Here is a 24,552-nt window from a genome sequence, read left to right as displayed (position 1 = left end):
AGCTGCCCGCGCAGCCCTCACCCTGCGAGATGGCGCAACGGATGCGTCTCGGGCGTCCAAGGGCTCACGAACATGTGCTCCACTTCCGCGCGGGTCACATCCTCGATGTTCGCGATACGCCATACCGGGCGATTGTCTTTGTCGACGATACGCGCGCGCACGCCCTCCACCACGTCGCCGTAGTCGAACATCGACCGTGTCAAATCGAGATCGCGCCGCAGGCAATCGGACATCGGCCCCTCCGCCCGCGCGACCACCTCGAGCGACACGGCCATCGATAGCGGCGAGCGCTCGCGCATCGCGCCGATCGTCTCTTGCGCCCACTTGCGCGCAGCGCTCTCGCTCTCCGCTTCGAGCGACGCGACGATGCCAGCGACGTCTGCATGGCCGAAATGCCGGTCGATCCAAGGCCGCAGCGCGGCCAGCGAAAGCGCAGTCGGGGCCGCCGCTAGCTCGGCAGACGCGGCCGGTGCGCTAGTGCTCGTGAACCGCTCCACGCACGCCAGCACGTCGCGCTTTTCCTCGAAATGTGTTGTTGCCAGGGCCGCGATGAGCTGCGGTATCGCCGACGCATCGAGGTACGCATCGGCCAGCCCGGCGTAAAGCGCATCCGCCGCGTCGATCGTGGCCCCGGTGACCGCGAGATAACGGCCGATCGCGCCGGGCGTGCGCGCGAGGAACCAGCCCGCGCCGACATCGGGGAACAAACCGATCCGCGTTTCGGGCATCGCCATCTTGGTCGTCTCGGTGACGATGCGTAGCCCGCCCGTGCGATGCGCGCCTTGCGAGATGCCCATGCCCCCGCCCATGACCACGCCTTCCATCAGGGCGATGTACGGCTTGCCGTACGTAAAGATGGCGTGATCGAGCGTGTATTCGCCGACGAAGAAGGCGTCGCGCCCCGCGACATCTCCTCGCCGCCCCGCTTCATACAAGCGGCGCACGTCGCCGCCGGCGCAGAACGCACGCGGATGCAGGCTGCGCACGACGACGGCCAACACGCGCGGATCGTCGCGCCAAGCGTCGAGCGCGGCCTGCATCGCTTGAATCATCGGCAGAGACAGGGCGTTGAGCGCTTGCGGTCGATTCAGCTCGATGAAGCCAATCCGATTTTCGACACGGGTGCGCACTTCGTCGATATCGACTGGCGCCGGTTCTTGCGTGGGCATGAGCGACGTACGAGAAAGTCCAGAAGCGCACAAGGTAGCACGCGCTCGCGTCGTGCGGGGCGACGATCGGCCCGCACACGAGGCGCCGCGCACTCAGTGCGCCTGCATATCCGAAAAGAGGTTGAGCACGACGACCCCGGCGACGATCAGCGACAGTCCTGCCACGGCGGCGAGGTCGGGCACTTGACGATACAGGACCATCGCCACGAGCGTGATGAGCACGATGCCGACCCCAGACCAAATCGCATATACGATACCGACGGGCATCGTCTTCAAGGTCATGGACAGACAATAGAAAGCGAGCGCGTATCCGCCCGCGACGACAAGCGCCGGAGCAAGGCGGGTGAAGCCCTCCGAGGCGCGAAGCGCGGAGGTGCCGATTACTTCGGCGATGATCGCCACCGCCAGCCAGATGTATGCCGAGCCGCCCATCGATCAAACCTTATCGAGTGCGAGATCGGCGAAATCGTGATCGAGCTCGGCGCACAGCGCCTCGACGACGAGTTCGTGATCGGCGCGTTGTGTCAAGCCCGAGACCGTGACGGAGCCGATGACGCCCAGGCCCGCCAGCGTGATCGGAAACGAGCCGCCGGCCGCGGCATAGTCGGCGGGCGGCAAGCCGTATTTGTCCACCAACGTCGAGCCGCTCTGCTGCAAGCGCAGGCCGACGGCATACGAACTGCGCCGGAAATGCGCGACCACGCCGCTCTTGCGCCGCACCCACGCCGAATTGTCCGGCGCCGTGCCGTCGAGGGCGCTGAAGAACAGCGGCAGCCCGAACGTGCGAACGTCGATGGCGACCGCATGGCCGCGCGCAATTGCCAACTCTCGCAGAAACGTCCCGAGCTGCCACGCGCGCGCGGCATCGAATCGCGGGAAGACGAGCGTATGTTCCTGTTTAGCGACGGCTTGCAGATCGTGATCGAGATTCATAGGCAAGGAAACGAAAAAAGGAACGAAGGAAGAGAAGACGCAAGAGAAGCGCATCGCCCGCAGACATCGTGCCGGCCGGACAGCGCCGTATTGCCCGTTCGCACCGGCGCGGCCGCGTGGCAGCCAGGTCGAACCCGCGCGCGAACCCAAGCGCCATACCAACCCACCATAAGGCCACTGCGAGCCGATTCTAGCGTAGGCGTGCAGCCGCAGCGCCGGCAAACCCGTCGGATGTTTGGACGCGGCCGACGATATCGGTTGCACGCGGCTATGGTTTCCCCTATAATTTCATTTTTCGACGGACGCGGGGTGGAGCAGTCTGGCAGCTCGTCGGGCTCATAACCCGAAGGTCGTAGGTTCAAATCCTACCCCCGCAACCAAAGCGCTTAGCAGCAGCAAGAACGAAGCGCCGAAACACGCCAAGCAGCATGAAGATCGACGATGCATGGACTCAAGTCCTTATCGTCTGCGTGAGCCAGAACACCGTAGTGAACGGCAGCACATCGAAGCCCGATCCCTGGATCGGGCTTTTTGTTTTTGTGCGGTTTTTGCACGCGTCGCGCGAAGCAAGGCATTGCTATTGCTGCCCGCGGCCGCACCCTACCCGACGCATCCCATTCATCGGCACGGTACCGGTCGTAACCCTTTATGCATTCGCCTTTCCTATTGCACGCCAGGGCCACTGCTCATATCGTTGTGCGCGCGGCATCCGAAAAGTAAGATTAATGGCCGCGCAGGGGGTCGGGCAACTCGCCTTGCCGGCTGCCGATCAGCGATAACGACACGACTTGGAGACCACTGTGAGCAGCACGACCGAAACGACCGGCTTCGCCGGCTCGCCGCCATTTTTTTCGAAGCAAGCGACCGTCGCCGCGCCCGGGTTCTCGCGCTGGATGGTTCCTCCCGCCGCGCTGGCCGTGCATCTGTGTATCGGCCAAGCGTACGCATTCTCCGTATTCAACGGCCCGCTGACGAAAGTCATCGGCATCACGCAACCGGCGCCCGGCGACTGGCCGCTGACGACGCTCGGCTGGATCTTTTCGCTCGCAATCGTCTTCCTCGGCCTATCGGCGGCGTTTGCCGGCAAGTGGCTCGAACACGTGGGCCCGCGCCGCACGATGTTTACGGCGGCCTGCTGCTTCGGCGGCGGCTTCTTGATCTCGGCGCTCGGCGTCTGGCTGCATCAGATCGTGCTGCTGTATCTGGGCTACGGAGTCATCGGCGGCATTGGACTCGGGCTCGGCTACGTCTCGCCGGTTTCCACGCTGATTCGTTGGTTCCCCGATCGCCGCGGCATGGCGACTGGCATGGCGATCATGGGTTTTGGCGGCGGCGCGATAATCGCGGCGCCCCTTTCCGTTGCGCTGATGAACCACTTCAAGAGCGCAACGAGCGTGGGCGTGGCCGAGACGTTCGTCGTGCTCGGCATCGCCTATTTCATCTCGATGACGATCGGCGCGCTGGCCATCCGGGTGCCCGCGCCCGATTGGAAGCCGGCCGGCTGGGTGCCCCCCGACACGTCGCACAAGATGATCACGCGCAATCACGTTCACATCGATCGCGCGCTGACCACGCCCCAGTTCTATCTCGTATGGCTCGTGCTGTTCTTGAACGTGACGGCCGGCATCGGCATCCTGGGCCAGGCGTCGGTCATGATTCAAGAAAGCTTCAAGAACACGGTGACGCCGGCCGCCGCCGCGGGCTTCGTCGGCCTGCTCTCGCTGTTCAACATGGGCGGGCGCTTCGTCTGGGCGTCCTCGTCCGATAAGCTCGGACGCAAGAACACCTACTCCGTGTTCTTCGTGCTGGGCGCCGTGCTCTATTACCTCGTGCCGAACTTCGCGACCTCGGGCAATATTGCGCTCTTCGTGCTGTCTTACTGCGTGATTTTGTCGATGTACGGCGGCGGCTTTTCGACGGTGCCCGCCTACCTGGCCGACTTGTTCGGCACGGCCTTCGTCGGCGGCATTCACGGACGGCTGTTGACGGCCTGGGCCGCCGCGGGCGTGGCCGGCCCCGTGCTCGTCAACTACATCCGCGCCTATGAAGTGGCGCACGGCGTGGCCAAGGCCGACGCCTATACGATGACGGTGCACATCATGACGGCGCTGCTCATCGTCGGCTTCGTCTGCAATCTGCTCGTCAAACGCGTCGACGAGAAGCATCACATGAGCGACGCTGAACTCGCGGCGGACCGCTAAGGAGATCTCATGGAACACGCCACGCAAACCCCGCGCCGAACGAGCGCCGTCAGTCTCGCCGTCTTTTGGGCCTATGTGCTCATTCCGTTGACCTGGGGCGTCGTCAACACGCTCAGGCAGGCGATGAAACTGTTCGGCTAAGCGCTGCCGAGCAGTCCACTGCATCTCGAGCCGGGCCGAGCGCCCGGCTTTTTCGTGCGCCAGCGCCGGCGCTGCGTCCGAAGATTGCGCCCGGCGCAGCATCGCGCGCGCCCGGTGATACACTCGCATCACTCCGTTCCACGCGCTTCCTATGAAATTCTGTTCCGTCTGCGGTCAAGCAGTCAGCTTACGCATTCCGCCCGGCGACAACCGCGAGCGATTCGTCTGCGAAAGCTGCGGCGCCGTGCATTATCAGAATCCTCGCAACGTCGTGGGCACGGTGCCCGTTTGGGAAGACAAGGTGCTGCTCTGCCGGCGCGCGATCGAACCGCGCTACGGCTACTGGACCCTGCCCGCCGGTTTCATGGAGATGGGCGAAACGACGGCCGAGGCCGCCGCGCGCGAAACGCTCGAAGAGGCCGGCGCCCGGGTGGAGGTGCAGCATTTGTTCTCGCTCTTGAACGTGCCTCACGTCCATCAAGTGCATCTGTTCTATCTCGCGCGGCTGCTCGACATCGACGTCGCGGCCGGCGAAGAGAGTCTCGAAGTGCGCCTGTTCGACGAAAGCGAAATTCCGTGGGAAGACATCGCATTCCCGACGGTCGGCCAGACGTTGCGCTTTTTCTTTGCCGATCGTTCCGCCGGCAATTACGGGCTGCATACGGGCGACATTTTCCGGTCGCTGCGCGACGGCTAACCGCGCTCAAGCCCCTCGCATGGTCCCCTGGCTCGGCCCCGACGACCCATTCCCGCCCGTCGAGCGTGCGCTCGGCCACGAAAGCGGCGCGCCCGGCTTGCTCGCCGCAAGCTCCGACTTGTTGCCCTGGCGGGTGGTCGATGCGTACCGGCAAGGTATCTTCCCGTGGTACTCGGACGGCCAGCCCGTGCTCTGGTGGAGCCCCGATCCGCGCATGGTGTTGCTGCCGCGCGAATTCAAGGTATCGCCCTCGTTTCGCAAAACGCTCCGGCGCGTGCTGAGCGATCCGCGATGGGAGGTTCGCGTCGATGCCGATTTCTCGGCGGTCATGCGCAATTGCGCGCAAGCGCCCCGCCGCGGCCAGCGCGGCACCTGGATCACGGCCGAGATCGTCGATGCTTACGCTGGCTTGCACCGCGCCGGCCATGCGCACAGCGTCGAAACCTGGCTCGATGGCGAGCGCGTGGGCGGCCTGTATGGCGTGGCGCTGGGCGCGATGTTCTTCGGCGAATCGATGTTCGCGCACGTGAGCGACGCATCGAAAATCGCGCTGGCCGCGCTCGTCGGACACCTGCGCCGTCACGAAATAGAAATGATAGACTGCCAGCAGAATACGCCGCATTTGGCTTCCCTTGGCGGACGCGAGATCGCGCGCAAGACGTTCGTCGCCCACGTGCGCAGCGCTGTAGGCGCAGCCCCGATTCCGTGGCGCTTCGACAAAACGGCGCTCGCCGAAGTCTTGCCGCATGGGGCGTAGAAGGACGCTCGCACCGCTCGCCCGCGATCGATGCGGCATGCAAGAAACAATGCTTTGAGAGCCGCCAATGACTCACCCGAATGAGCTGCCGCTTTCACCGCTTTCCGCCCTGCAGTTCTACGCGACCGCGCCCTATCCCTGCAGCTATTTGGAAGGCCGCATCGCACGCTCGCAGGTGGCGACACCGAGCCATCTCATCAATTCCGACGTCTATACCGAGCTCGTCAAGGCCGGCTTCCGCCGCTCCGGCGTATTCACTTACCGGCCGTACTGCGAGGGCTGCCGCGCGTGCGTGCCCGTGCGCGTGCCCGTCGCGGCGTTCAAGCCGAACCGCACGCAGCGGCGCGTCTGGCGGCGGCACGCAACGCTGGTCGCAACGGTCGCGCCGTTGCATTACGAGGAAGAGCACTACGTGCTCTATATGCGTTATCAAGCGGCGCGGCATGCCGGTGGCGGCATGGATCGCGACAGCCGCGACCAATACGAGCAATTCCTTCTGCATAGCCGAATCAATTCACGGCTCGTCGAATTCCGGGAGCCGCTTGACGCCGCGCACGACGCCGGCGTGCTGCGCATGGTCAGCATGATCGACATCCTGGGCGACGGCTTGTCCTCGGTCTATACGTTCTTCGAACCCGAAGCGGACCATGCGAGCTACGGCACTTACAACATCCTGTGGCAGATCGAGCAAGCGAAGAGCTTGGGACTGCCGCATGTCTACCTCGGCTATTGGATTCGAGAGAGCGCGAAGATGGCCTACAAAGCGAACTTCCGGCCGCTCGAAGGGCTCGTGGACGGAGCGTGGGCGCCACTGCCGGCAGCGCATCCCGCTGCGGGCGATGCCGGGACGTGATGCTTGCTCGACGCCGATCCCCTGAACTCGGTTCCGGCTCGCGCCTCGGTCCCGCCGGGCGCACCGGCCGGCGGCGCTAACGGCGACCGAGCCCGCCGAACCCGTTAAAATAGCGGGTTCTCATTTTCCCACCGGCCCCTCCGTGCTCAGTTCCCTTTACCCGCTCGTGCGCGCCGGCCTCTTTCGCATGGATGCGGAAGACGCCCACCATCTCACGCTCCGCGCGCTCGGCGCCGCCGGCCGCACCGGGCTCGCCCGCCTGCTTGCGCCACACGTGCCGGAGCTTCCGCGCACCGTCATGGGCATCGCCTTTCGCAACCCGATCGGCCTCGCGGCAGGGCTCGACAAGGATGGCGCCTGCATCGACGGTCTGGCGGCGCTCGGCTTCGGCTTCATCGAAGTGGGCACGGTCACGCCGCGAGCGCAACCGGGCAACCCGCGTCCGCGCATTTTTCGGCTGCCCGAGGCCGGCGCGCTGATCAATCGGATGGGTTTCAACAACGGCGGCGTCGATCAGTTCGTCAAGAACGTCCAAGCGGCGCGCTATCGCGGCCCGCTCGGGCTGAACATCGGCAAGAACGCCGATACGCCGATCGAACGCGCGGCCGACGACTATCTCTACTGCCTCGAACGCGTCTACCCGTTCGCAAGCTATGTGACGATCAACATCTCGTCGCCCAATACGAAGAATTTGCGGCAGCTGCAGGGCGCCAATGAACTCGATGCGCTGATCGGCGCACTGAAGGAGAAGCAGCAGCGCTTGGCCGATCTGCATGGCAAGCTCGTGCCGCTCGCGCTGAAGATCGCGCCGGATCTGGACGACGAGCAAATCAAAGCGATCGCCGACACGCTGCTGCGCCACGGCATCGAAGGCGTGATCGCGACCAATACGACGCTCGCGCGCGCGGCCGTCGCGGGCATGGCCCATGCGAACGAGACGGGCGGCCTCTCGGGCAAGCCCGTCTTCGACGCCTCCAACGCCGTGATTGCCAAGCTGCGCGCGCAAGTAGGCGATGCGGTAGCGATCATCGGCGTGGGCGGCGTGTTCTCGGGCGAAGATGCGCTCGCCAAGCTCGCAGCCGGCGCGTCGCTCGTGCAGGTGTACACGGGTTTCATCTATCGCGGCCCCGCGCTCATCGGCGAATGCATCGACGCCATCGCGCATGGAGCGCGCATATAGACATAAACAAACGGTATTTTTCGGGCCATTGGCGTTTCGCTATCATTGCTGCACGCGTGAAAGCCCATCGGGGAGCTTTCCAAGGAGAACCAAAACCATGAAGTTCGCATCGCTGAAAAAGATCCTCACAGCCGGCCTGATCGGCTTAACCTGCTTCGCGGCCACGGCGCACGCCGAAGACCTGCTCGATCAAGTCAAAGCGCGCGGCACGCTGCGCATCGGCCTGGAGGGGACGTTCCCGCCGTTCAACTCTAAGGATGCGAAGACGGGCGAGCTGGTCGGCTTCGATGTCGACATCGCCAAGGCAGTTGCGGCCAAGCTCGGCGTGAAGCCCGAGTTCATCACGACGGAATGGAGCGGCATCATTGCCGGCTTGCAAGCGGGCAAGTTCGACGTGATCGTCAACCAGGTGGGCGTAACCGATGCACGCAAGCAAGTGCTCGACTTTTCTCCGGCTTACACCTATTCGGGCGCCGAACTGATTCAGCGCAAGGACGATGATCGTCAGTTCAAGTCGCTCGAAGATTTGAAGGGCAAGAAGCTTGGCGTGGGTCTGGGCACGAACTACATGGATATGGCGAAATCGGTGCCCGGCATCGACGTCAAGACTTATCCCGGCGCGCCCGAATATCTGCGCGACCTCGCAGCCAAACGCCTCGACGCCGCGTTGAACGACAAGCTCATGCTGGCCTACCTGATGAAGAACTCGCAGTTGCCGCTTCGCGCCGGCTCGATGGTCGGCACGGGCAACCCCTCGGCCATCCCGTTCAAGAAGGGTAATCCGAAGTTCGCGAAGGCCATCGACGACGCCATGACGCAACTCGAAGCGGACGGCACGTTCGCGAAGATCTCGGACAAGTGGTTCGGCATCGACGTCACGAAGCCCGCGAGTAAGTAACGCGCATATTGGCATTCGCCGGATGAGCGCTGGCACAAGGGCGGCATCTCACAGATGCCGCCCTTTGCTTTGATGCGGCGCGAACGCATGCGACGATCCAACACGCTGTTTTCGTCGCGTATATCATGTGCGCTCGCGCACGCGCGTCGTGCGGGTCGACTCGTTAGCTGTCCTCACAAATAAAAATCATGTCCACCACCACCCTGCTCGTCCAATCGATGCCCGTGCTCGCGCAGGGCGCGGTCTTGACGGTCAAGTTCGCCGTGCTGTCGATGATCTTCGGACTCATCGCCGCCGTCTTCCTCGCACTGATGGGCATCAGCCACAGCAAGCCGCTCAATTGGATTGCGCGCGCCTACGTGAGCTTGATGCGCGGCACGCCGCTGCTCGTACAGATCTTCGTGGTGTATTACGGGCTGCCCAGCGTCGGGATCTCCCTGGACCCGACGCCGGCCGGCGTGATCGCGCTGTCGGCGAACGTGGCCGCGTATCTGTCGGAAAGCATGCGTGGCGCGATCAACGGCATCCATCGAGGCCAATGGCTCGCGGCCTATAGCCTTGGGCTCTCGCGCCGCCAGACGCTGCGCTACGTGATCGCGCCGCAAGCGCTGCGCATCGCCGTGCCGAGCCTGTCGAACAGCTTGATCAGCCTCATCAAGGATACGTCGCTCGTCTCGGTGATCACCGTCACCGAACTGCTTCGCAGCGCACAGGAAATCATCGCATCGACCTATCAGCCGCTGCCGCTCTATCTGGCCGCCGCTGCCGTCTATTGGGTGCTGTGCCAGGTGCTCGAATGGGTGCAGCGCAGCTACGAGCGGCGCCTCGCCTTGCCGACTCGGCATTGACCGGGCGGCCGGGGTCGGTCGAGCCGCCGCCCCGTCGCTCGCCGCACAATCAGTTTGCGGCGAGCGGCTGATCGAGCGCCGCGCCGAAGCGGCTCAAGCGCGGCAGATAAAACCGCGTCGGGTCGAGAGAAAACGCCACGTTGCGCGCGCGACCCATCACTTCTTTGCGCGGGACGAAGCCGAAGTAGCGAGAATCGGCGCTGTCGTCGCGGTTATCCCCGAGCATGAGATATTCGCCCGCCGGCACGGTCACGGGTCCGAACGAGCTGACTGGGCTAGGCGCCGTTTCCGATAACCGCACGATGTGCGAGACGCCATCGAAACGCTCCGTCAAATAACGCACGTCGCCGGACGCAGCATCGGGCATCGGCGCGCGAGCGAGCGGCCGGTAATTGGCGCGCACGCCGTTGACGTACAACACGTTCTCGCGCAAGGCGACGGTGTCGCCAGGCACCCCGACCACGCGCTTGACGAGCAGTTCGTGCGCGGCGGCGGAATCGATCGTGACGATGTCGCCGCGCTGCGGATCGCCCAGATGCGCGATGGCGATGTGCGTGAGCGGCACGCGCAGGTCATACGCCATCTTGTCGACGAAGATGCGATCGCCGATGCGGATCGTCGGCAACATCGAGCCCGTCGGCACGACGTTCCAATCGGCAATGGCGCTGCGAAACAACACCATCAGAAACAAAAAGGCCACCAGGTTCTTATTCGAGCGCCATAGATTGGCGAGATGCTTGGACATACGAGCCGCTCCTCATTGGACGATCTTGCACGTGGCGCCGCCGGCAATCGAGGCTTGCCTGAATCGGATCGCGACGCCGCTGCTGCTCCCGATCGCGACGCCGCCTTCGGCGCAACGCCGCATCGTAACACCGCCGCCGCTACTCTCCCGGGAACCGCAGCCCGAGCGCGGCGCGCGCCGAATCGGTCATCGAGATCATTTGGCGCGACTTCACATGCGTCATGATCGGGCTTTCGAGCGCGCCCGCACGGATCAATTCGCAAAAGTGCTCGGTCTCATAGTTCAGCCCGCCGCCTTCGAACGTCTCTTTCAATTCAACGACGCGGCCGTCGCAATAACTGACGGTCGCACGCACGGGGTTCCACCATTTCTCGTGAACCGTGACGTGTCCGAGCGGCCCCGCCAGCAATGCGTCGCCCTTGCCATCCAAGTCCAGCCCGCAAAAGAGCTGCGCGATGCCCGCCTCGTGGCGGCTGTGCACACTCGCGAACGTATCGACGCCCGAAGCGCCCAGGCGCCCGAAGGTCTGAACCTCGAGCGGCGCGCCGAGCCAGTCGACGGCGAGGAACATCTCGTAGATGCCGATGTCGAGCAAAGCGCCGCCGCCTTGCGCCAGCGAAAACGACGGATGGCTGGCCGGCACGTTGGCAACCGAGCAACCGGCTCGCACGAGGCCCACGGGGCCGATCGGGTCACTCGCGAGATGCTCGCGCAGCTTGCGATACAGCGGGAAGAAAGGCGGCTTCATCGCTTCCATGAAAAGCCGTCCCGAGGTGCGCGCCGTCGCGAGCACCGCTTCGAGCTCGCGCTCGTTCAGTGTTGCGGGCTTTTCGCAGAGAACGTGCTTGCCCGCCGCGAGCGCCGCACACGCGAACTGAGCGTGCGTATCGTTGAGGGTGGCGATGTAGACCGCATCGACATCGCTTGCCAGCACCTCGTCGAAGGTGGCGCATGCCGCCCCGCCAAAATGCTGCACGAATGCATCGACGCTTTCGGCGCGCCGTGACCACGTCCGCGCGATCCGCGCATCGCGCACGTGCATCAAGCCCTGAGCGAAGCGGTGCGCGATATGCCCCGCACCGACGATGCCCCAGCCGATGGTTCCCGACTCATTCATAACCGCATTCCTTGTCAACGTGACGTAGAGAAAAATCGACCGCTGCCGACATTAGGCGTGGTCGATCCACCCGCGATCATAAGACGCCGCGCAGGCCCATGCGTTCGTTTGCACTCCGTGCTTGAAGAGGGGATGTGACGTTGGCAAATGTGCGCACGGAGAAATCATGGGCACCATTGTTTTCGCCAAATGCAAAGACCGGCGCAACATGCCGCCGGTCTTTCATACGATGAGAGCGCCGCTACCTGCGACTGGGCATTTCCACCGAAAACTCGCGGCTGATCTCGTCGGCGGCGAAGTCGATCACCGCGAGCGCGGCCGCTTCGGCCTCCTTGGGATCGCGGCGCTCGATGGCTTCGACTAGCCGCTCGTGCGTGCGCACCGAGATTTCCCAGGCGCCCGGCTTTTGGCTGAGCATTGGATGGGTGGCCGTCAACGCCCCGCGGATGATCGCGGCCATCTGCTGGAAAAACTGGTTGCCGCTTGCGTGAACGATGCGCGTATGCAACATTTCGTCGGCCGCTTGATAGCCGGCATCGCCCGGCGCCAGCGTTTTAAACACTTCGAAGGCCTCGCGAATCGCGGCCACTTCCGACACGCTCGCGCGCGCTGCCGCCTGCGCCGCCGCGCGCGGCTCGATCAGCATCCGAAACTCGATCACGTCGCGCATGAACTGCGGATCGGGCTTAGCGCGAAAGCGCCAGTTGACGACGTCCTCGTCGATCATGCGCCAGTCGCGCATCGGCCTGATGCGCGTGCCCACCTTCGGCCGGACATCGAGCATGTCGCGGGCAAGCAGCATGGAAAGCGCTTCGCGCATGACCGTGCGGCTGACGTCGAACTCCTTGGACAGCACGTCTTGCGGCGGCAAAATCGCGCCGTATTTCTCTTCGACGATGCCGCTAACGAGCCCATCCATGACCTTGCTCACCAGCGAACGGTCTTTGCCCTGCTCCATAACTCCCCCCGATGCGCCGTCCGACGCTCCCTTGCCCGTTTCATTGCGCACCGCCCGCCAACCGCAGCCGGCAAACGATACGGTGCTTGGTTCCGCCGCGGTGCGCCATTGGGAAAGGCCTGAACAGGGTTATCCCTCTGATGAAACGGATGCCAGTTGCGCGCACGTTGGACCACGATCCGAGCGCCGGCCAATCGTCGGCAATTGCTTCGGACGCCTACGCAATTTCGTATGAACGCCACTTGCGACCCGTACAGCACCGCACTTCATATTGCTTCGACCATGAGCGAATCGTTTCGGTGTCCGAAACAACGTACGACGAATCGCCATGGATGCACGGTACGTCGCGCGCAACGGTATGACTGTTCGGCATCGCACCGTGGCTGCGGTGTTCGCGCGCCGTTGGGGTAAGTACGCAACGGCATGCGCGCGGTAAACGCGCGCGGCGATGTCTCAACAATGAGTCATTTTCGACAGGCATCCTTGTGGTAGCGGCCCGAGAGTCAGTAGACCGGTCCCATCGCCGTCTCATCGGAATCGCGAGAGGCAATCGGGTGCGCCGTTTTAAACGCGCTGCGCCGCGAACCCGTTGCCACGGGGCACAGCGGCGAGCACTGTGAGGGGACGGCGGGAGCGCGCAGCCAACCGTGCCACACGACTGAATCGATTTCCCGCCCCGCCGCACGCTAACGACTCGTCGCTCACCACACGCACACAAGCGCCGCCGGCGTGCCACTACTCGCCCAAACCCCAACGCGATCAACGAGTTAAAGCGAACATTTGAAAGTAATTAGAAAGGAGGTGAAAGGCTAGGTTCGGTTTTGCAGATTTGAAACAAAAAGGAGAGGTGGCGCGACGCGGGTGCGCTGCAACACGGGAGGCACCGCGTCAAGGCCCCGTGCAACAGCGCTTGGCATGATCCTCGCAGTATTGGCCGCAACCGAGCGCTTCCGCACAGAAGCCGCCACGGTCAGGGAGAAGGACCAAAGACGCCGGGACGCCAGCATCGAGAGAGCGACGAGTGAGGAGCCGGGTATCCGCACTTCATGTCGATGCAAGCGGTCACCGGCCCAGTAACGAGAAGCCGCCATACGTCGCGCAAGCATCGCACGACGCGGCAACCAAAGCGAGGACCGACCATGTTGACGCTACAATCCGACCTCCACGGCAATCATCTGCTTGGCGCATTGCCGCCGCACGAATGGCAAGCGCTGACGCCGCACCTCGAGTTGGTCCATCTGCGCACCGAACAATTGCTCTGCGATTGCGGCCACAAGATCCACCACGTCTACTTCCCGACGACCGCCATCATCTCGGTGCTCTCGATGATGGAAGACGGAGGCTCGGTCGAGCTCGCCGCCGTCGGGCGCGAAGGCATGACGGGCGTTCAAGTGCTGACGGGCGGCGAGACGATGCCAAGCCGCGTCCAAGTGCAATGCTCGGGCTTCGCCTATCGCATGAGCGCGCAACAGCTCAAGCAAGAGATCGCGCGCTCGGATTTGCTGCGCCGCTTGATGCTGCTCTACATGCAAGCGCTGCTGACGCAAGTCGCGCAAACGGCCGCATGCAACCGCCATCATTCGTTGAGCAAGCAGTTGTGCCGGTGGCTCTTGATCGAAATCGATCGCGCGGCGACGGACGATCTGGCCGTCACGCAACAACTGATCGCAGACATGCTCGGAGTGCGCCGGGAAGGGATCACGGAAGCTGCGGGCAAGCTGCACGATCAAGGATTGATCCACCACAGCCGCGGCCACATCAAGGTGCTCGATCGCAAGGGCCTCGAATCGCGCGCCTGCGAGTGCTACGGGCTCGTGAAGCGCGAATTCGACCGCCTCCTGCCCAGCCTGCGTCAGACCAATTCGATCAGTTGAACGCGGCCCCATTCGGCGCGGGCAAGCGTCGAATGCTTCGCACAACTAAGTATTTTCGTCCCGGTCGATTTCAACGGGCGTTCAGTTCGCTTCTTATTCGTGCTTGGACTTCGAACAGCGCGGCGAGCATGCTCAGATGGGCGCGCTCGCCGGCCGCTTCTTGCTCCGTCATGCCGCCGCAGGCTTGCCCGCCGACGACGATGCCCAGGCCGAGCGCATAGTTGCCGGCGAACGCCGTAGGTTCCGCTTGCTCGTCCCTCAGCCTCGAATAGGCTGTATCGAGGGCTTGCCGAAGTTCGCGTTGCATAATCGCGTCGATCCTCAAAACCGCATCTCAAGCATGACTACGGCAAAAATCGGTCCCGACTTTAGCCGTTAGCGGCGCGCGCGGAAATCGACGGTTTCGACGCCGCGCTCGGTGCCCAGCAAACAAAGATCGGCGCCGCGGCTCGCGAACAAGCCCACGGTGACCACGCCCGGCCAGGCGTTCACGGTCGCTTCGAACACGCACGGCTTGTCGATCGCGAGATTTTTCACGTCGAGGATTTCGTTGCCGTTGTCCGTGATATAAGGTGCGCCGTCCTGCGTCACGCGCAAGACAGGCACGCCGCCGAGCGCAGCCAGCCGCCGCCCGATGGCCGTGCGCGCCATCGGCACGACTTCCACCGGCAGAGGAAAGCCGCCGAGCACGGGCACGCGCTTGGAGGCATCGGCGATGCAGACGAATACTTCCGCGACCGAGGCCACGATCTTCTCGCGCGTGAGCGCTCCGCCGCCGCCTTTGATCATGGCGCCGGCCGGATCGATTTCATCGGCGCCGTCGACATAGACGGGCAGCGACTCGACCTCATTGAGATCGAACACCGCAATGCCATGCTGCTGCAGCCGCGCCGTGGTGGCAACCGAACTCGAGATCGCGCCGCGGTAGCGATGCTTGTGCGCCGCTATCGCATCGATGAAGCAGTTTGCCGTCGAGCCGGTGCCGACGCCGATCACGGCGCCTTCGGCAACATGGACATTCACATAGTCGGCGGCGGCTTGGCCGACCAATCGTTTGAGTTCGTCTTGGGTCATATAGCGCAGCAAAATGCGAGCGAAAGGTGTGAGTTTACCGGACTTCGGCGTCTGCATTGCCGCGGCCGGCGCGAGTCACGCAACGCGCTCGCCTTCGGACGGCGCAACGAGACCGTGCGCGGGCCGCCGTTTGAGCGCGGCATCGAACGGATTGGTCAGCGGGCCGATCGCCTCCGCTTGGCGCCTAAGGAGCTCCACCACCATCGGCAGCCGATCGTCGCCCAGCCGCGACGCGAGCGTGCCAACGCTCAGCGCCGCAACGGCCGTGCCGGTGCGGTCGAGAATCGGCACCGCCACGCCGGCCATGCCTTCGAGCACGCCGCTATTGCGCGCGGCATAGCCGAGTTGCCGCACCCGTTCTATTTCCGTGCGCAGATACACTTCGTCGAGCATGCCGTAACCGCGAATGCGCGGCACGTTGAAGCGGATGATCTCCTCGCGTTCGGCCTCGGGCACGAACGCGAGGATTGCGAGACTGCCCTGCCCGACGCCGAGCGCGATGCGCCCGCCCACATCGTTCGTGAACGAGCGGATCGGGAACGGACCCTCGCAAAGATCGAGGCACACCGCATCGAAGCCGCTCTTGGCCAGCAGGAAGATCGTCTCGCCCAGGCTGGCGCAGAGTCGCAACAACGCGGGCCGGCACAAATTGCGCAGCCCCCCGGGGTTGCCCGCCTGCGCCGCCAACGCGAAGAAATCGACGCCGAGCCGATAAAGCTTCGAGCGCTCGTCTTGCTCGACCATCCCTTCCGCAATCAGCGCGCGCAAGATTCGATGCGTCGTGCCTTGCGTGAGGCCGACCGCTTTCGCAAGTTGGGTGACGCGCGCACCGCTCGCTTGCAGCGCCGCCAGCGCTCGGATGAGCGCAAATGCGCGCGGCAACATGCCGACGTTGGGTGCGTCGGCGCTGCCCTGCTCGTCAGCGGTCCCGCCCATATCGCTTCGCGCTGCCCTAACGCCCATCTGCCGATCCTCGAGTTTCGTTCAACGGAAGGTTTTCCCGGACCCGTTCGTGCCGGAAGTATCGCAGCTTTTTGCATCCTTTGCCTCGAAAGCCGACTGCACTCGGGGCAAACCCTCGCTACACGGCATGAAAGACGTTGAGAGGTTTTCTGCTGGTTCGTTTCGTTCAATGGAATGTTTTCGATTTTCTTCCCGTTTAGCGGAATTCCAAATTGACGCGCCTGATATGGCTGCACAGAATCCATTCAGCCTCAGAGACCCGACGCGCCCCCATCGCCGGGTCATCGCTTCCCAGGAGCCGGACCATGTCGTTCCTCACGCTTGCCGACGTTTCGAAGTCCTTCGGCACCATGCACGCGGTCACCGATCTGAATCTATCGGTGGAGAAAGGCGAATTCGTCTCCTTGCTCGGCCCCTCGGGTTGCGGCAAGACCACCACGCTGCAGATGATCGCCGGTTTCGTGCAAACGACGAGCGGACGCATCGTGCTCGACGGCCGCGACATCACCGAGATGAAACCGAACCAGCGCGGCCTGGGCATCGTATTCCAAAGTTATGCGCTGTTTCCGCATATGACGGTCGCGCAAAACGTGAGCTTCGGCTTGGAAATGCGGCGCGTAACCAAAAAGGAAAGCGACGAGCGCGTGCGCGAGGCGCTGGCGCTCGTGCGGCTCGAGCCGCTTGCGCAGCGCTTTCCGCGCGAGCTTTCGGGCGGGCAGCGGCAGCGCGTCGCGCTGGCGCGAGCGATCGTCATCGCGCCGCCCGTGCTCCTGCTCGACGAGCCGATGTCCAATCTCGACGCCAAGCTGCGCGAGGAAATGCAATTCGAGTTGCGCGCGATTCAACGGCGCATCGGCACGACGACGATCATGGTCACGCACGATCAGTCGGAAGCGCTCTCGATCAGCGACCGCGTCGTCGTCATGGAGGCAGGCCGCATCACGCAAGTCGATACGCCGTACCACGCCTACGAGCGCCCGGAAAATCGTTTCGTCTCCGAGTTCATCGGCAAAGCCAACTTGTTCTCCGGCACCGTCGTTGCGGCCGACGACGCGCGCACGCAGATCGATCTCGGCGCCGAGCGCATCGATATCGGTCACGGCCCGCATTCGCAGCAGCGCGATAGGCCGGCGATCGGCGATGCCGTCACAATATGCATCCGCCCGGAGAAAGTTCGTCTGAACGCATCCGGCGGCGGCCGTTTGCCTGCCACGATCTCGAGCCGCTTCTTCCTCGGCAGCCAGTGGTTGTACCGCGTCGATTGTCGCTTGGGCGAGATCCTCGTGTGCTGTCAGAACGAAGGCGACGAGCCGCTCGCCGAAGGCGACACCGTCGGCATCGATTGGAAGAGCGAAGCCGTGCGCTTCGTCGCGAGGGATGCGCGCCATGGCTAATGCCGCACTCGAAGCCGCCGCCCGCACGGCCGGATCGTCGCCCTCGCTGGCTCGCGTCCACGCGCCGTGGCGCGCGTATCTGCCGATGTGGCTGCTGGCCGCGCCGGCCTTTGCCCTCTTCGCGACGCTCGTGATCGTGCCGCTCGCCATGACGCTCGTCTTGACGTTCTATCGATTCGATCCGGCAAGCGGGCCCATCGCGGCCTTCCAATTCGGCAACTACGCCGATGTCTTGGCTTCGTCTTATTACCAAACGATCTTCTTGCGCACGTTCGGCATCGCCGCGATCACGACGCTGCTGTGCGTTGCCATCGGCGCGCCGGAAGCCTACGTGCTGTCGAAAATGCGCGACCCGTGGCGCTCCGCTTTCTTGCTCGTGATTCTCGCGCCGCTACTCGTCTCGGTGGTCGTGCGCGCGTTCGGCTGGAGCATGCTGCTCGGCACGGCGGGCATCGTCAATCAAGCGTTCGGCCTGATTGGCCTCGGCCCCTACAAGCTCGAATACACGTCGTTCGCAATCGTCATCGCGCTCGTTCACGTGATGCTGCCGTTCATGGTGATTCCCGTCTGGACCGCGTTGCAAAAGCTCGACCCGCAAACGGAGCAAGCGGCGCTTTCGCTGATGGCCTCGCCGGCCACCACGCTGCGCCGCATCGTGCTGCCGCAAGTCATGCCGGGCGTGCTCTCCGGCAGCCTCATGGTGTTCGGGCTATCGGCGAGTGCCTTCGCGATCCCCGGTTTGCTCGGCGGACGGCGCCTGAAGGTGGCCGCGACCGCCGTGTACGACCAATTCCTCGGCTCGCTGAACTGGCCGCTCGGGGCGTGCATCGCGCTGCTGCTGCTCGTCGCCAACCTCGTCATCATGCTCACCTACTACCGCATGCTCGAGCGCCGTTACGGCCGCAGCATGGGTTGAGCCAAGGAAATCGACATGCGACGCAACGGTCCTTTCGCCCTCGCCTTCCACGCGCTCGTCATCGCGTTCGTGCTGGCGCCGCTCGTCATCGTCGTGCTGGTCGCGTTCACACCGGAGGAAACGCTGACCTTGCCCACGCACGGCCTCTCGCTGCGCTGGTTTCGCGCGATCATGAACTACCCGGATTTCATAACGGCCTTCTTCACGAGCATCAAGCTCGCCTTCGTTTCGGCAACGCTCTCGCTCGCCCTTGCCTTGCCCGCGGGACTGGCGATCGCGCGCGCACGTTTTCCGGGCAGGGATTTCCTGAACGCACTACTGCTCTCGCCGCTCGTCATTCCCGGACTCGTGCTCGGTATCGCGCTGCTGCGCTTTTTCGCCCTGATCGGCGCGACGGGGTCCTTCACTTGGCTCGTGCTCGCCCACACGGTGATGGTGACGCCGTTCGTGCTGCGGCTCGTGCTCGCCGCCGCCACCGGCCTCGATCGCAGCGTGGAGCATGCGGCGCAGTCGCTGGGCGCGACCGGGTGGACGACGTTTCGGCGCGTCACGCTGCCGATGATCGTGCCGGGCATCACCGGCGGATGGCTGCTCGCATTCATCAACAGCTTCGACGAACTGACGATGTCGATCTTCGTCACGTCGCCTCAGACGGTTACGTTGCCCGTTCGGATGTACATGTACGCGACCGAATCGATCGATCCGATGATGGCGTCGGTGTCGACGCTGGTCATCTTCGTGACCGCCGCCGCGATGTTGCTGCTCGACCGCGCATACGGCTTGAATCGCATCCTGATCGGGCAACACTGACGAAGCGGTCGCATTCGTCGCGCCGCCTATCAGTAATTAGGATACCTAAATATGTCTCATGATGCAGGGCAACTCGTACGTCTGGCCGAAGCCCACCGCGCGCCCGTTTTCTTCACGCTCGACGGGGTGCCGACGAGCGCGCTCGAGGGCGATACCGTGCTCACGGCGATCCTGACCAAGCGCCATGCGCTGCGCGTGTCCGACTTCAGCGGCGAGCCGCGCGCGGGATTGTGTCTCATCGGCGCCTGCCAAGACTGCTGGATCCGCACCGAAGACGGGCGACGGCTGCGCGCCTGTTCGACACCGATAGAAAGCGGCATGCGGCTGCGCACCACCGGTGTCGATGCGCACGGCGCCGGCGAGGGTCGAGCGCCATGACGCATTCCGCCAACATCGTAATCGTCGGCGCAGGACCGGCCGGGGTGCGGGCCGCGCAAACGCTCGTCGAGGCGGGCCTGCATCCGGTCGTGATCGACGAGAACGCGCGCTGGGGCGGCCAGATCTATCGGCAACCGCCCGAAGGCGCGCTGTTTCGACGGCCCGCCCAAGCCCTCTACGGCTTCGAGGCACGCAAAGCCATCGCGCTCCATGCCGCAATGGCGAACTTGCTATCGCAGCTTGACTACCGTCCCAACACCCTGGCATGGGCCTGCGAGACGAACGCCGAACGCGGTGACGATCGGCGCCCCCTCGGCCCCGGGACGAACGACAGCGCGAGCATCGTCGGCCATCTCGCTACGTTGTGCGGCACACGCGAGCAAACCCTTCCGTTCTCGCATCTGATCATCGCGAGCGGCGCGACCGACCGTGTGCTGCCGGTGCCGGGGTGGACCTTGCCCGGCGTCTTCACGCTGGGCGCGGCGCAAACCGCGTTGAAAGCGCAAGGCTGTGCGATTGGACGGCGCGTCGTGTTCGCGGGAACGGGGCCCTTGCTCTACCTCGTCGCCTATCAGTACGCGAAAGCCGGCGCACAGGTGCTCGCCATCCTCGATAGCAACGGCATCGGCAAGCAAGCGGCGGCGCTGCCTAAGCTCGCCGCACAGCCCGCCGTGCTGGCCAAGGGGCTCTATTACGTCGGCTGGCTGCGCGCGCACGGTGTGCCGATCGAGCGCGGCGTGTCGCTCGAGCAGATTCGCGGCGAAACGCAAGTGACCGGCATCGCGTGGCGCGCGAAGGACGACCGGGGAAACGCCGGCACGCCGGTGTGGACGCTGCAATGCGATGCAGTCGGCATCGGTTTCGGTTTGCGGCCCGAAACGCAGCTTGCCGATCTCGCCGGTTGCCGCTTCCGCTACGACGCGCTCAACCATTGCTGGCTGCCCGAGCGTGACGAAGCGGGACGCACCTCGATGCGCGGGGTCTACGTGGCAGGCGACGGCGCGGGGATCGCCGGGGCCGATGCGGCCGAACACGCTGGCCGCCTCGCTGCACTGGCGCTGCTCGATGATTTGGATGCCGAAGCGCAATCGTCGATGAAACGGATAAGCGGGCGCGTCGACGCGGCCACTTCGACGCGTCGCGCATTGCAGCGCATCGCAACGTTTCGCGCGGGCATCGAAACCGCATTTCCCGCGCCCTTCGAGCGCGCGCGCTCTTGGCCCGATACCATGACCGTCTGCCGCTGTGAAGAGATCGATGCGGGCACGGTGCGCCGTTGCATTCGATCGGGCGCGGCCACCGAGATCAATCGTCTGAAAGCGCTGACCCGGGTGGGCATGGGGCGCTGTCAAGGCCGCATGTGCGGTGAAGCGGCGATGGCGCTGCTCGCGGCGGAGTCCGGGTTACCGCCGCAGGCGCTCGGCCGCTTGCGCGCGCAGGCGCCGATCAAGCCGGTTCCGCTTGCCGCGGCGCTGTGCGACGAGCAAGTCGCACCGGTGCCGGAGGACGCGCGCGATGAATAGGCCGGCGCGGCAATATGAGGTGGCCGTCGTCGGCGGCGGGCTGGTCGGCTCATCGGCCGCGCTGGCACTCGCGCGCCGCGGCATGCGCGTGCTGTTGATCGAGCGACGTTACTGCGGTGCGCAAGCAAGCGGCGTCAATTACGGCGGCGTGCGCTGTCAGGGCCGCCCAGCGGAGCAATTGCCGCTTGCGTTACGTGCTCGGCGCATCTGGGACCGGCTCGGCGAACGGATCGGGATCGACGGCGAATTCGTCGTGTCGGGCCATTTGCGATTGGCTCGCAGCGAAGGCGATCTCGAAGGCCTCGAAGCCTACGCGAAGATCGCGGCGGAGCATGGGCTCCCATTGCAACTGATCTCGGGCGCGGCGTTTCGGCGGCGCTATCCGTGGCTCGGCGTCGCGGCGGTCGGCGGTTCGCTGTGTACGAGCGACGGGCACGCGAACCCGCGTCTCGTGTCGCCTGCGTTCGCACGGGCGGCGCGCGAAGCCGGCGCCGACGTGCGCGAGCTGACGGCGCTCGAGCATGCAGAGCACGACGGCAATCGCTTTTTGCTGCGCGCCGGCGAACAAACGTACGAAGCCGATTGGCTCGTCAACGCCGCGGGCGCCTGGGCCGGCACGTTGGCCGAGCGCTTCGGCGACGCGGTGCCGATGAAGCCGATCTACCCGAACATGTGGGTGACCGAGCCGCTGCCGTATTTTCTCGAGCACAACCTCGGCGTATTCGGCGGAGGCATTTATGCGCGACAAGTGGCGCGCGGCAATTGCGTGATCGGCGGAGGACGCGGTCATGGCGATGGCGATTTTGCGCAACCGTCGTCCGACACGACGCGCGCGGTGATGCGCGACGCGTGCGCGCTGTTGCCCGCCCTGCGGGACGCGCTGCTGATTCGGACCTGGAGCGGCGTGGAAGGCTGCACGCCGGACCACAATCCGATCATCGGTGCGAGCCGCCATGTGCCGCGCTTGCTCCATGCATTCGGTTTTTCCGGCGGCGGGTTTCTCCTCGCCCCGGGCGTCGGCGAGGTGCTCGCCGATCTCGTGATCGACGGCGCCACCGAGACACCGCTCGACGCGTTCGACGTCAACCGCTTCTCGGCCGTTCCCGCGTAATGCTTCGCCTTTTCATCAGGAGACCTAAATGAATGCTTTCCGAACCCTAACAGCCACGGCGATGTTGGCCGGGGCGTGCGTGGCCGCGACGCCCGCATGGTCGCAATCGAAGACGATCTACATCGGCATGAACGGCGGCCCGATGGAAAAGGCCTACACGTCGCAAGTGCTGCCTATGTTCGAGAAAGCCAACGATACGAAAGTCGTCGTCGTGCCGGGCACCTCGTCCGATATCCTCGCCAAGCTGTTGGCCAATCGCAATCATCCGCAAGTTCACGTCGCGTTTCTCGACGACGGCGTGATGGCACGCGCCGTGAGCTTGGGTGTTTGCGAAAAGCTCGATGATTCGGCCGAACTCAAACAGCTCTATCCATTCGCCCGCATGAAGGACGACATCGGCGCCGGCGTGCAGTTGGGCATGACAGGCATCGCTTACAACAAGAAGCTGTTCGCGGAGAAAGGCTGGGCGCCGCCCACCTCATGGCTCGATTTCGCCGATCCGAAATACAAGGGCAAGGTCGTATTCCAATCGGCATCGAGCAGCACGTTCGGTTTGCACGGCTTTTTGGCGATGAATCGGCTGTGGGGCGGCAGCGAGACCAACGTCGAGCCGGCGTTCACGAAATGGGCGAGCACGGTGGGGCCCAATGTCGTCGAGTACATCCCGAACTCGGCGAAGATCTCGGAGATGGTGCAAACGGGCGAAGCCGGGTTGTTCCCGCTCACGCCAACCGGCGTGGCCGACTTGCAGGACAAGGGCTTGCCCGTGGCCTATGTCAGTCCCAAAGAAGGACCGGTGCTGTTGCTCGTCGACGTCTGTGTCGTGAAGAACAATCCGGACGACAAGCTTGCGCAAAAGCTCGCGCAATTTTTGCTGTCGGCGCCCGCACAAGAAAAAGCCGCCGAAGCGGGCAAGCAGATCCCGACCAACCGCCAGGCGAAGATGCCCGCGTCGATGCAGCAAAGCCTTGGCAACATCGACGAGCTCGTTCATAAAGTGACCGTCGTCGACTGGGAAGCGATCAATGCGCATCGCGCGCAATGGGATACGCGCTGGAATCAGCAGATCGAGCGTTAAGCGCGGCGCGCTGGCCGGCTCGCGCCGGTTGACGGCGTCAGCGCCAGCGCTGGCGCCGCAACTTGGGCTAGCGCGCGGGCGCGCGCTGGCGGACGGCTTCGAACAAGCACACGCCGCTCGCCACGGACACGTTCAGGCTCTCCACCGTACCGGCCATCGGGATCCGCATCACTTCATCGCACGTATCGCGCGTGAGCCGGCGCATCCCCTCTCCCTCCGCGCCCAAGACGATAGCGACGGGGCCGTTCAGCTTGCTCTCGTAGAGCGTGGCTTGCGCGTCGCCCGCCGTGCCGACGATCCATACGCCCGCCTCTTTCAGCTCACGCAGCGCGCGTGCGAGGTTGGTCACGGTGATGTACGGCACCGTATCGGCCGCGCCGCTCGCCACTTTCGCCGCGGTCGCATTCAATCCGACCGCGCGGTCACGCGGCGCAATGACCGCATGCGCGCCCGCCCCATCGGCCACGCGCAGACATGCGCCAAGGTTGTGCGGATCGGTGACGCCATCGAGCACGAGCAACAGCGCCGGTCCGTTGATGCCATCGAGCAGCTCCGCGAGATTTTGCGCGAGCGGCAGATCGGTTGCGCGCGCAACGACCCCTTGGTGACGCTCCGTATGCGCGAGGCCCCACAGTCGCGTCTCGTCGGCCGCGATCAAGCGCACGCCCGCTTCTTTCGCCGTGTGCAGGAAGTCCTGCATGCGACGATCGCGCCGGGTCGCGTCGTAAAACACTTCCTCGACCGTGGACGCGTCGTGACGCAAGCGCGCTGTTACCGCGTGAAACCCGTATAAAACTTTTAAACGTGCCATAGCAGAGTGAAATCGGTGTTGCTTCAAGCCAAAAAAGCGAAGGCACAGCGGTGCATCGAGCCCTCGCTGTGCCACATGGAATAACCGCGGCCCGGTACGCCTTGGCCAGTTACCGCGCGCCGC

At 64.3% G+C, this 24,552-nt stretch carries 27 protein-coding genes and 1 tRNA gene; 18 read left to right on the top strand and 10 right to left on the bottom strand.

What is annotated here, in order from left to right:
* Positions 1–17 precede the first annotated feature (17 nt).
* The 3 genes from MMB74_RS02155 to MMB74_RS02145 form a co-directional block, all read right to left on the bottom strand.
* Positions 18–1,169 carry an enoyl-CoA hydratase/isomerase family protein gene (locus MMB74_RS02155; RefSeq protein WP_277426940.1) on the bottom strand — a complete coding sequence of 384 codons (1,152 nt, stop codon included), beginning with the start codon at positions 1,167–1,169 and terminating at the stop codon, positions 18–20.
* A gap of 93 nt (positions 1,170–1,262) precedes the next feature.
* Positions 1,263–1,601, bottom strand: a complete 339-nt coding sequence (locus tag MMB74_RS02150; protein WP_277426939.1) for a multidrug efflux SMR transporter — start codon at positions 1,599–1,601, stop codon at positions 1,263–1,265.
* A 3-nt stretch (positions 1,602–1,604) separates the two neighbouring features.
* On the bottom strand, positions 1,605–2,102 hold the full coding sequence (locus tag MMB74_RS02145; protein ID WP_277426938.1) for a heme-degrading domain-containing protein: 498 nt from the start codon (positions 2,100–2,102) through the stop codon (positions 1,605–1,607).
* A gap of 303 nt (positions 2,103–2,405) precedes the next feature.
* Between MMB74_RS02145 and MMB74_RS02140 the strand changes: the two genes are divergently transcribed.
* From MMB74_RS02140 to MMB74_RS02095, 10 genes are all read left to right on the top strand, one after another.
* A tRNA-Met gene (locus MMB74_RS02140) sits at positions 2,406–2,482 on the top strand.
* 48 nt (positions 2,483–2,530) lie between these two features.
* Positions 2,531–2,881, top strand: coding sequence for a hypothetical protein (locus MMB74_RS02135; RefSeq protein WP_277426937.1), 351 nt, complete (start codon positions 2,531–2,533; stop codon positions 2,879–2,881).
* A gap of 21 nt (positions 2,882–2,902) precedes the next feature.
* Positions 2,903–4,303: an OFA family MFS transporter gene (locus MMB74_RS02130; RefSeq protein ID WP_277426936.1), complete on the top strand. Its 1,401-nt coding sequence runs from the start codon at positions 2,903–2,905 to the stop codon at positions 4,301–4,303.
* Between the two features lie 9 nt (positions 4,304–4,312).
* Entirely contained in the window at positions 4,313–4,444 is a 132-nt protein-coding gene (locus tag MMB74_RS02125; protein WP_277426935.1) for an oxalate:formate antiporter, read from the top strand.
* A 151-nt stretch (positions 4,445–4,595) separates the two neighbouring features.
* Entirely contained in the window at positions 4,596–5,141 is a 546-nt protein-coding gene (locus tag MMB74_RS02120) for an NUDIX hydrolase (RefSeq protein ID WP_277426934.1), read from the top strand.
* 19 nt (positions 5,142–5,160) lie between these two features.
* Positions 5,161–5,898 carry a leucyl/phenylalanyl-tRNA--protein transferase gene (gene aat, locus MMB74_RS02115; protein WP_277426933.1) on the top strand — a complete coding sequence of 246 codons (738 nt, stop codon included), beginning with the start codon at positions 5,161–5,163 and terminating at the stop codon, positions 5,896–5,898.
* 67 nt (positions 5,899–5,965) lie between these two features.
* Positions 5,966–6,751 (top strand): arginyltransferase, encoded by a 786-nt coding sequence (locus MMB74_RS02110; protein ID WP_277426932.1) that lies wholly within the window; start codon positions 5,966–5,968, stop codon positions 6,749–6,751.
* A gap of 142 nt (positions 6,752–6,893) precedes the next feature.
* Positions 6,894–7,931 carry a quinone-dependent dihydroorotate dehydrogenase gene (locus MMB74_RS02105; protein WP_277426931.1) on the top strand — a complete coding sequence of 346 codons (1,038 nt, stop codon included), beginning with the start codon at positions 6,894–6,896 and terminating at the stop codon, positions 7,929–7,931.
* Between the two features lie 97 nt (positions 7,932–8,028).
* Complete coding sequence (locus tag MMB74_RS02100; protein WP_277426930.1) at positions 8,029–8,829, top strand: cystine ABC transporter substrate-binding protein; 801 nt, start codon at positions 8,029–8,031, stop codon at positions 8,827–8,829.
* Positions 8,830–9,017: 188 nt separating this feature from the next.
* A complete protein-coding gene (locus tag MMB74_RS02095; RefSeq protein WP_277426929.1) occupies positions 9,018–9,677 on the top strand; it encodes an amino acid ABC transporter permease in 660 nt (219 codons plus the stop codon).
* A 49-nt stretch (positions 9,678–9,726) separates the two neighbouring features.
* Here MMB74_RS02095 and lepB read toward each other — a convergent pair whose 3' ends face one another.
* From lepB to MMB74_RS02080, 3 genes are all read right to left on the bottom strand, one after another.
* The gene (gene lepB, locus MMB74_RS02090) at positions 9,727–10,422 is read right to left on the bottom strand and encodes a signal peptidase I (protein ID WP_277426928.1); all 696 of its coding nucleotides are present in this window, start codon (positions 10,420–10,422) and stop codon (positions 9,727–9,729) included.
* A 139-nt stretch (positions 10,423–10,561) separates the two neighbouring features.
* Positions 10,562–11,539 (bottom strand): Gfo/Idh/MocA family oxidoreductase, encoded by a 978-nt coding sequence (locus MMB74_RS02085; RefSeq protein ID WP_277426927.1) that lies wholly within the window; start codon positions 11,537–11,539, stop codon positions 10,562–10,564.
* A gap of 241 nt (positions 11,540–11,780) precedes the next feature.
* Positions 11,781–12,497 (bottom strand): FCD domain-containing protein, encoded by a 717-nt coding sequence (locus tag MMB74_RS02080; RefSeq protein ID WP_277426926.1) that lies wholly within the window; start codon positions 12,495–12,497, stop codon positions 11,781–11,783.
* A gap of 1,139 nt (positions 12,498–13,636) precedes the next feature.
* Here MMB74_RS02080 and MMB74_RS02075 point away from each other — a divergent pair.
* Positions 13,637–14,371, top strand: coding sequence for a Crp/Fnr family transcriptional regulator (locus MMB74_RS02075; RefSeq protein ID WP_277426925.1), 735 nt, complete (start codon positions 13,637–13,639; stop codon positions 14,369–14,371).
* Between the two features lie 70 nt (positions 14,372–14,441).
* Here the strand turns inward: MMB74_RS02075 and MMB74_RS02070 are convergent, their stop codons facing one another.
* From MMB74_RS02070 to MMB74_RS02060, 3 genes are all read right to left on the bottom strand, one after another.
* A complete protein-coding gene (locus MMB74_RS02070) occupies positions 14,442–14,678 on the bottom strand; it encodes a hypothetical protein (protein WP_277426924.1) in 237 nt (78 codons plus the stop codon).
* 68 nt (positions 14,679–14,746) lie between these two features.
* Positions 14,747–15,445: a ribose-5-phosphate isomerase RpiA gene (gene rpiA / locus MMB74_RS02065; RefSeq protein WP_277426923.1), complete on the bottom strand. Its 699-nt coding sequence runs from the start codon at positions 15,443–15,445 to the stop codon at positions 14,747–14,749.
* 75 nt (positions 15,446–15,520) lie between these two features.
* Positions 15,521–16,381: an IclR family transcriptional regulator gene (locus tag MMB74_RS02060; protein ID WP_346780662.1), complete on the bottom strand. Its 861-nt coding sequence runs from the start codon at positions 16,379–16,381 to the stop codon at positions 15,521–15,523.
* A gap of 332 nt (positions 16,382–16,713) precedes the next feature.
* Between MMB74_RS02060 and MMB74_RS02055 the strand changes: the two genes are divergently transcribed.
* The 7 genes from MMB74_RS02055 (at position 16,714) to MMB74_RS02025 (ending at position 23,618) form a co-directional block, all read left to right on the top strand.
* The gene (locus MMB74_RS02055) at positions 16,714–17,802 is read left to right on the top strand and encodes an ABC transporter ATP-binding protein (protein WP_277426921.1); all 1,089 of its coding nucleotides are present in this window, start codon (positions 16,714–16,716) and stop codon (positions 17,800–17,802) included.
* Positions 17,786–18,718, top strand: coding sequence for an ABC transporter permease (locus tag MMB74_RS02050; protein ID WP_277426920.1), 933 nt, complete (start codon positions 17,786–17,788; stop codon positions 18,716–18,718). Before MMB74_RS02055 ends, MMB74_RS02050 begins: the two co-directional genes overlap by 17 nt.
* Positions 18,719–18,733: 15 nt before the next feature.
* Positions 18,734–19,528: an ABC transporter permease gene (locus tag MMB74_RS02045; RefSeq protein ID WP_277426919.1), complete on the top strand. Its 795-nt coding sequence runs from the start codon at positions 18,734–18,736 to the stop codon at positions 19,526–19,528.
* Positions 19,529–19,579: 51 nt separating this feature from the next.
* Complete coding sequence (locus tag MMB74_RS02040) at positions 19,580–19,906, top strand: (2Fe-2S)-binding protein (RefSeq protein WP_277426918.1); 327 nt, start codon at positions 19,580–19,582, stop codon at positions 19,904–19,906.
* Complete coding sequence (locus MMB74_RS02035) at positions 19,903–21,429, top strand: NAD(P)/FAD-dependent oxidoreductase (protein WP_277426917.1); 1,527 nt, start codon at positions 19,903–19,905, stop codon at positions 21,427–21,429. Before MMB74_RS02040 ends, MMB74_RS02035 begins: the two co-directional genes overlap by 4 nt.
* Complete coding sequence (locus tag MMB74_RS02030) at positions 21,422–22,540, top strand: FAD-binding oxidoreductase (protein ID WP_277426916.1); 1,119 nt, start codon at positions 21,422–21,424, stop codon at positions 22,538–22,540. The genes MMB74_RS02035 and MMB74_RS02030 overlap by 8 nt, the downstream gene beginning before the upstream one ends.
* Before the next feature lie 61 nt (positions 22,541–22,601).
* On the top strand, positions 22,602–23,618 hold the full coding sequence (locus tag MMB74_RS02025) for an ABC transporter substrate-binding protein (RefSeq protein ID WP_277427122.1): 1,017 nt from the start codon (positions 22,602–22,604) through the stop codon (positions 23,616–23,618).
* A 67-nt stretch (positions 23,619–23,685) separates the two neighbouring features.
* Here MMB74_RS02025 and rlmB read toward each other — a convergent pair whose 3' ends face one another.
* Positions 23,686–24,429 carry a 23S rRNA (guanosine(2251)-2'-O)-methyltransferase RlmB gene (gene rlmB, locus MMB74_RS02020; protein WP_277426915.1) on the bottom strand — a complete coding sequence of 248 codons (744 nt, stop codon included), beginning with the start codon at positions 24,427–24,429 and terminating at the stop codon, positions 23,686–23,688.
* Between the last annotated feature and the right edge of the window lie 123 nt (positions 24,430–24,552).

Source organism: Trinickia sp. Y13, from assembly GCF_029522115.1.
In the GTDB taxonomy this organism is placed as follows: domain Bacteria; phylum Pseudomonadota; class Gammaproteobacteria; order Burkholderiales; family Burkholderiaceae; genus Trinickia.
The sequence above is the reverse complement of the archived record's forward strand: the minus strand, read 5'-3'. Positions and strand labels throughout refer to the sequence as shown.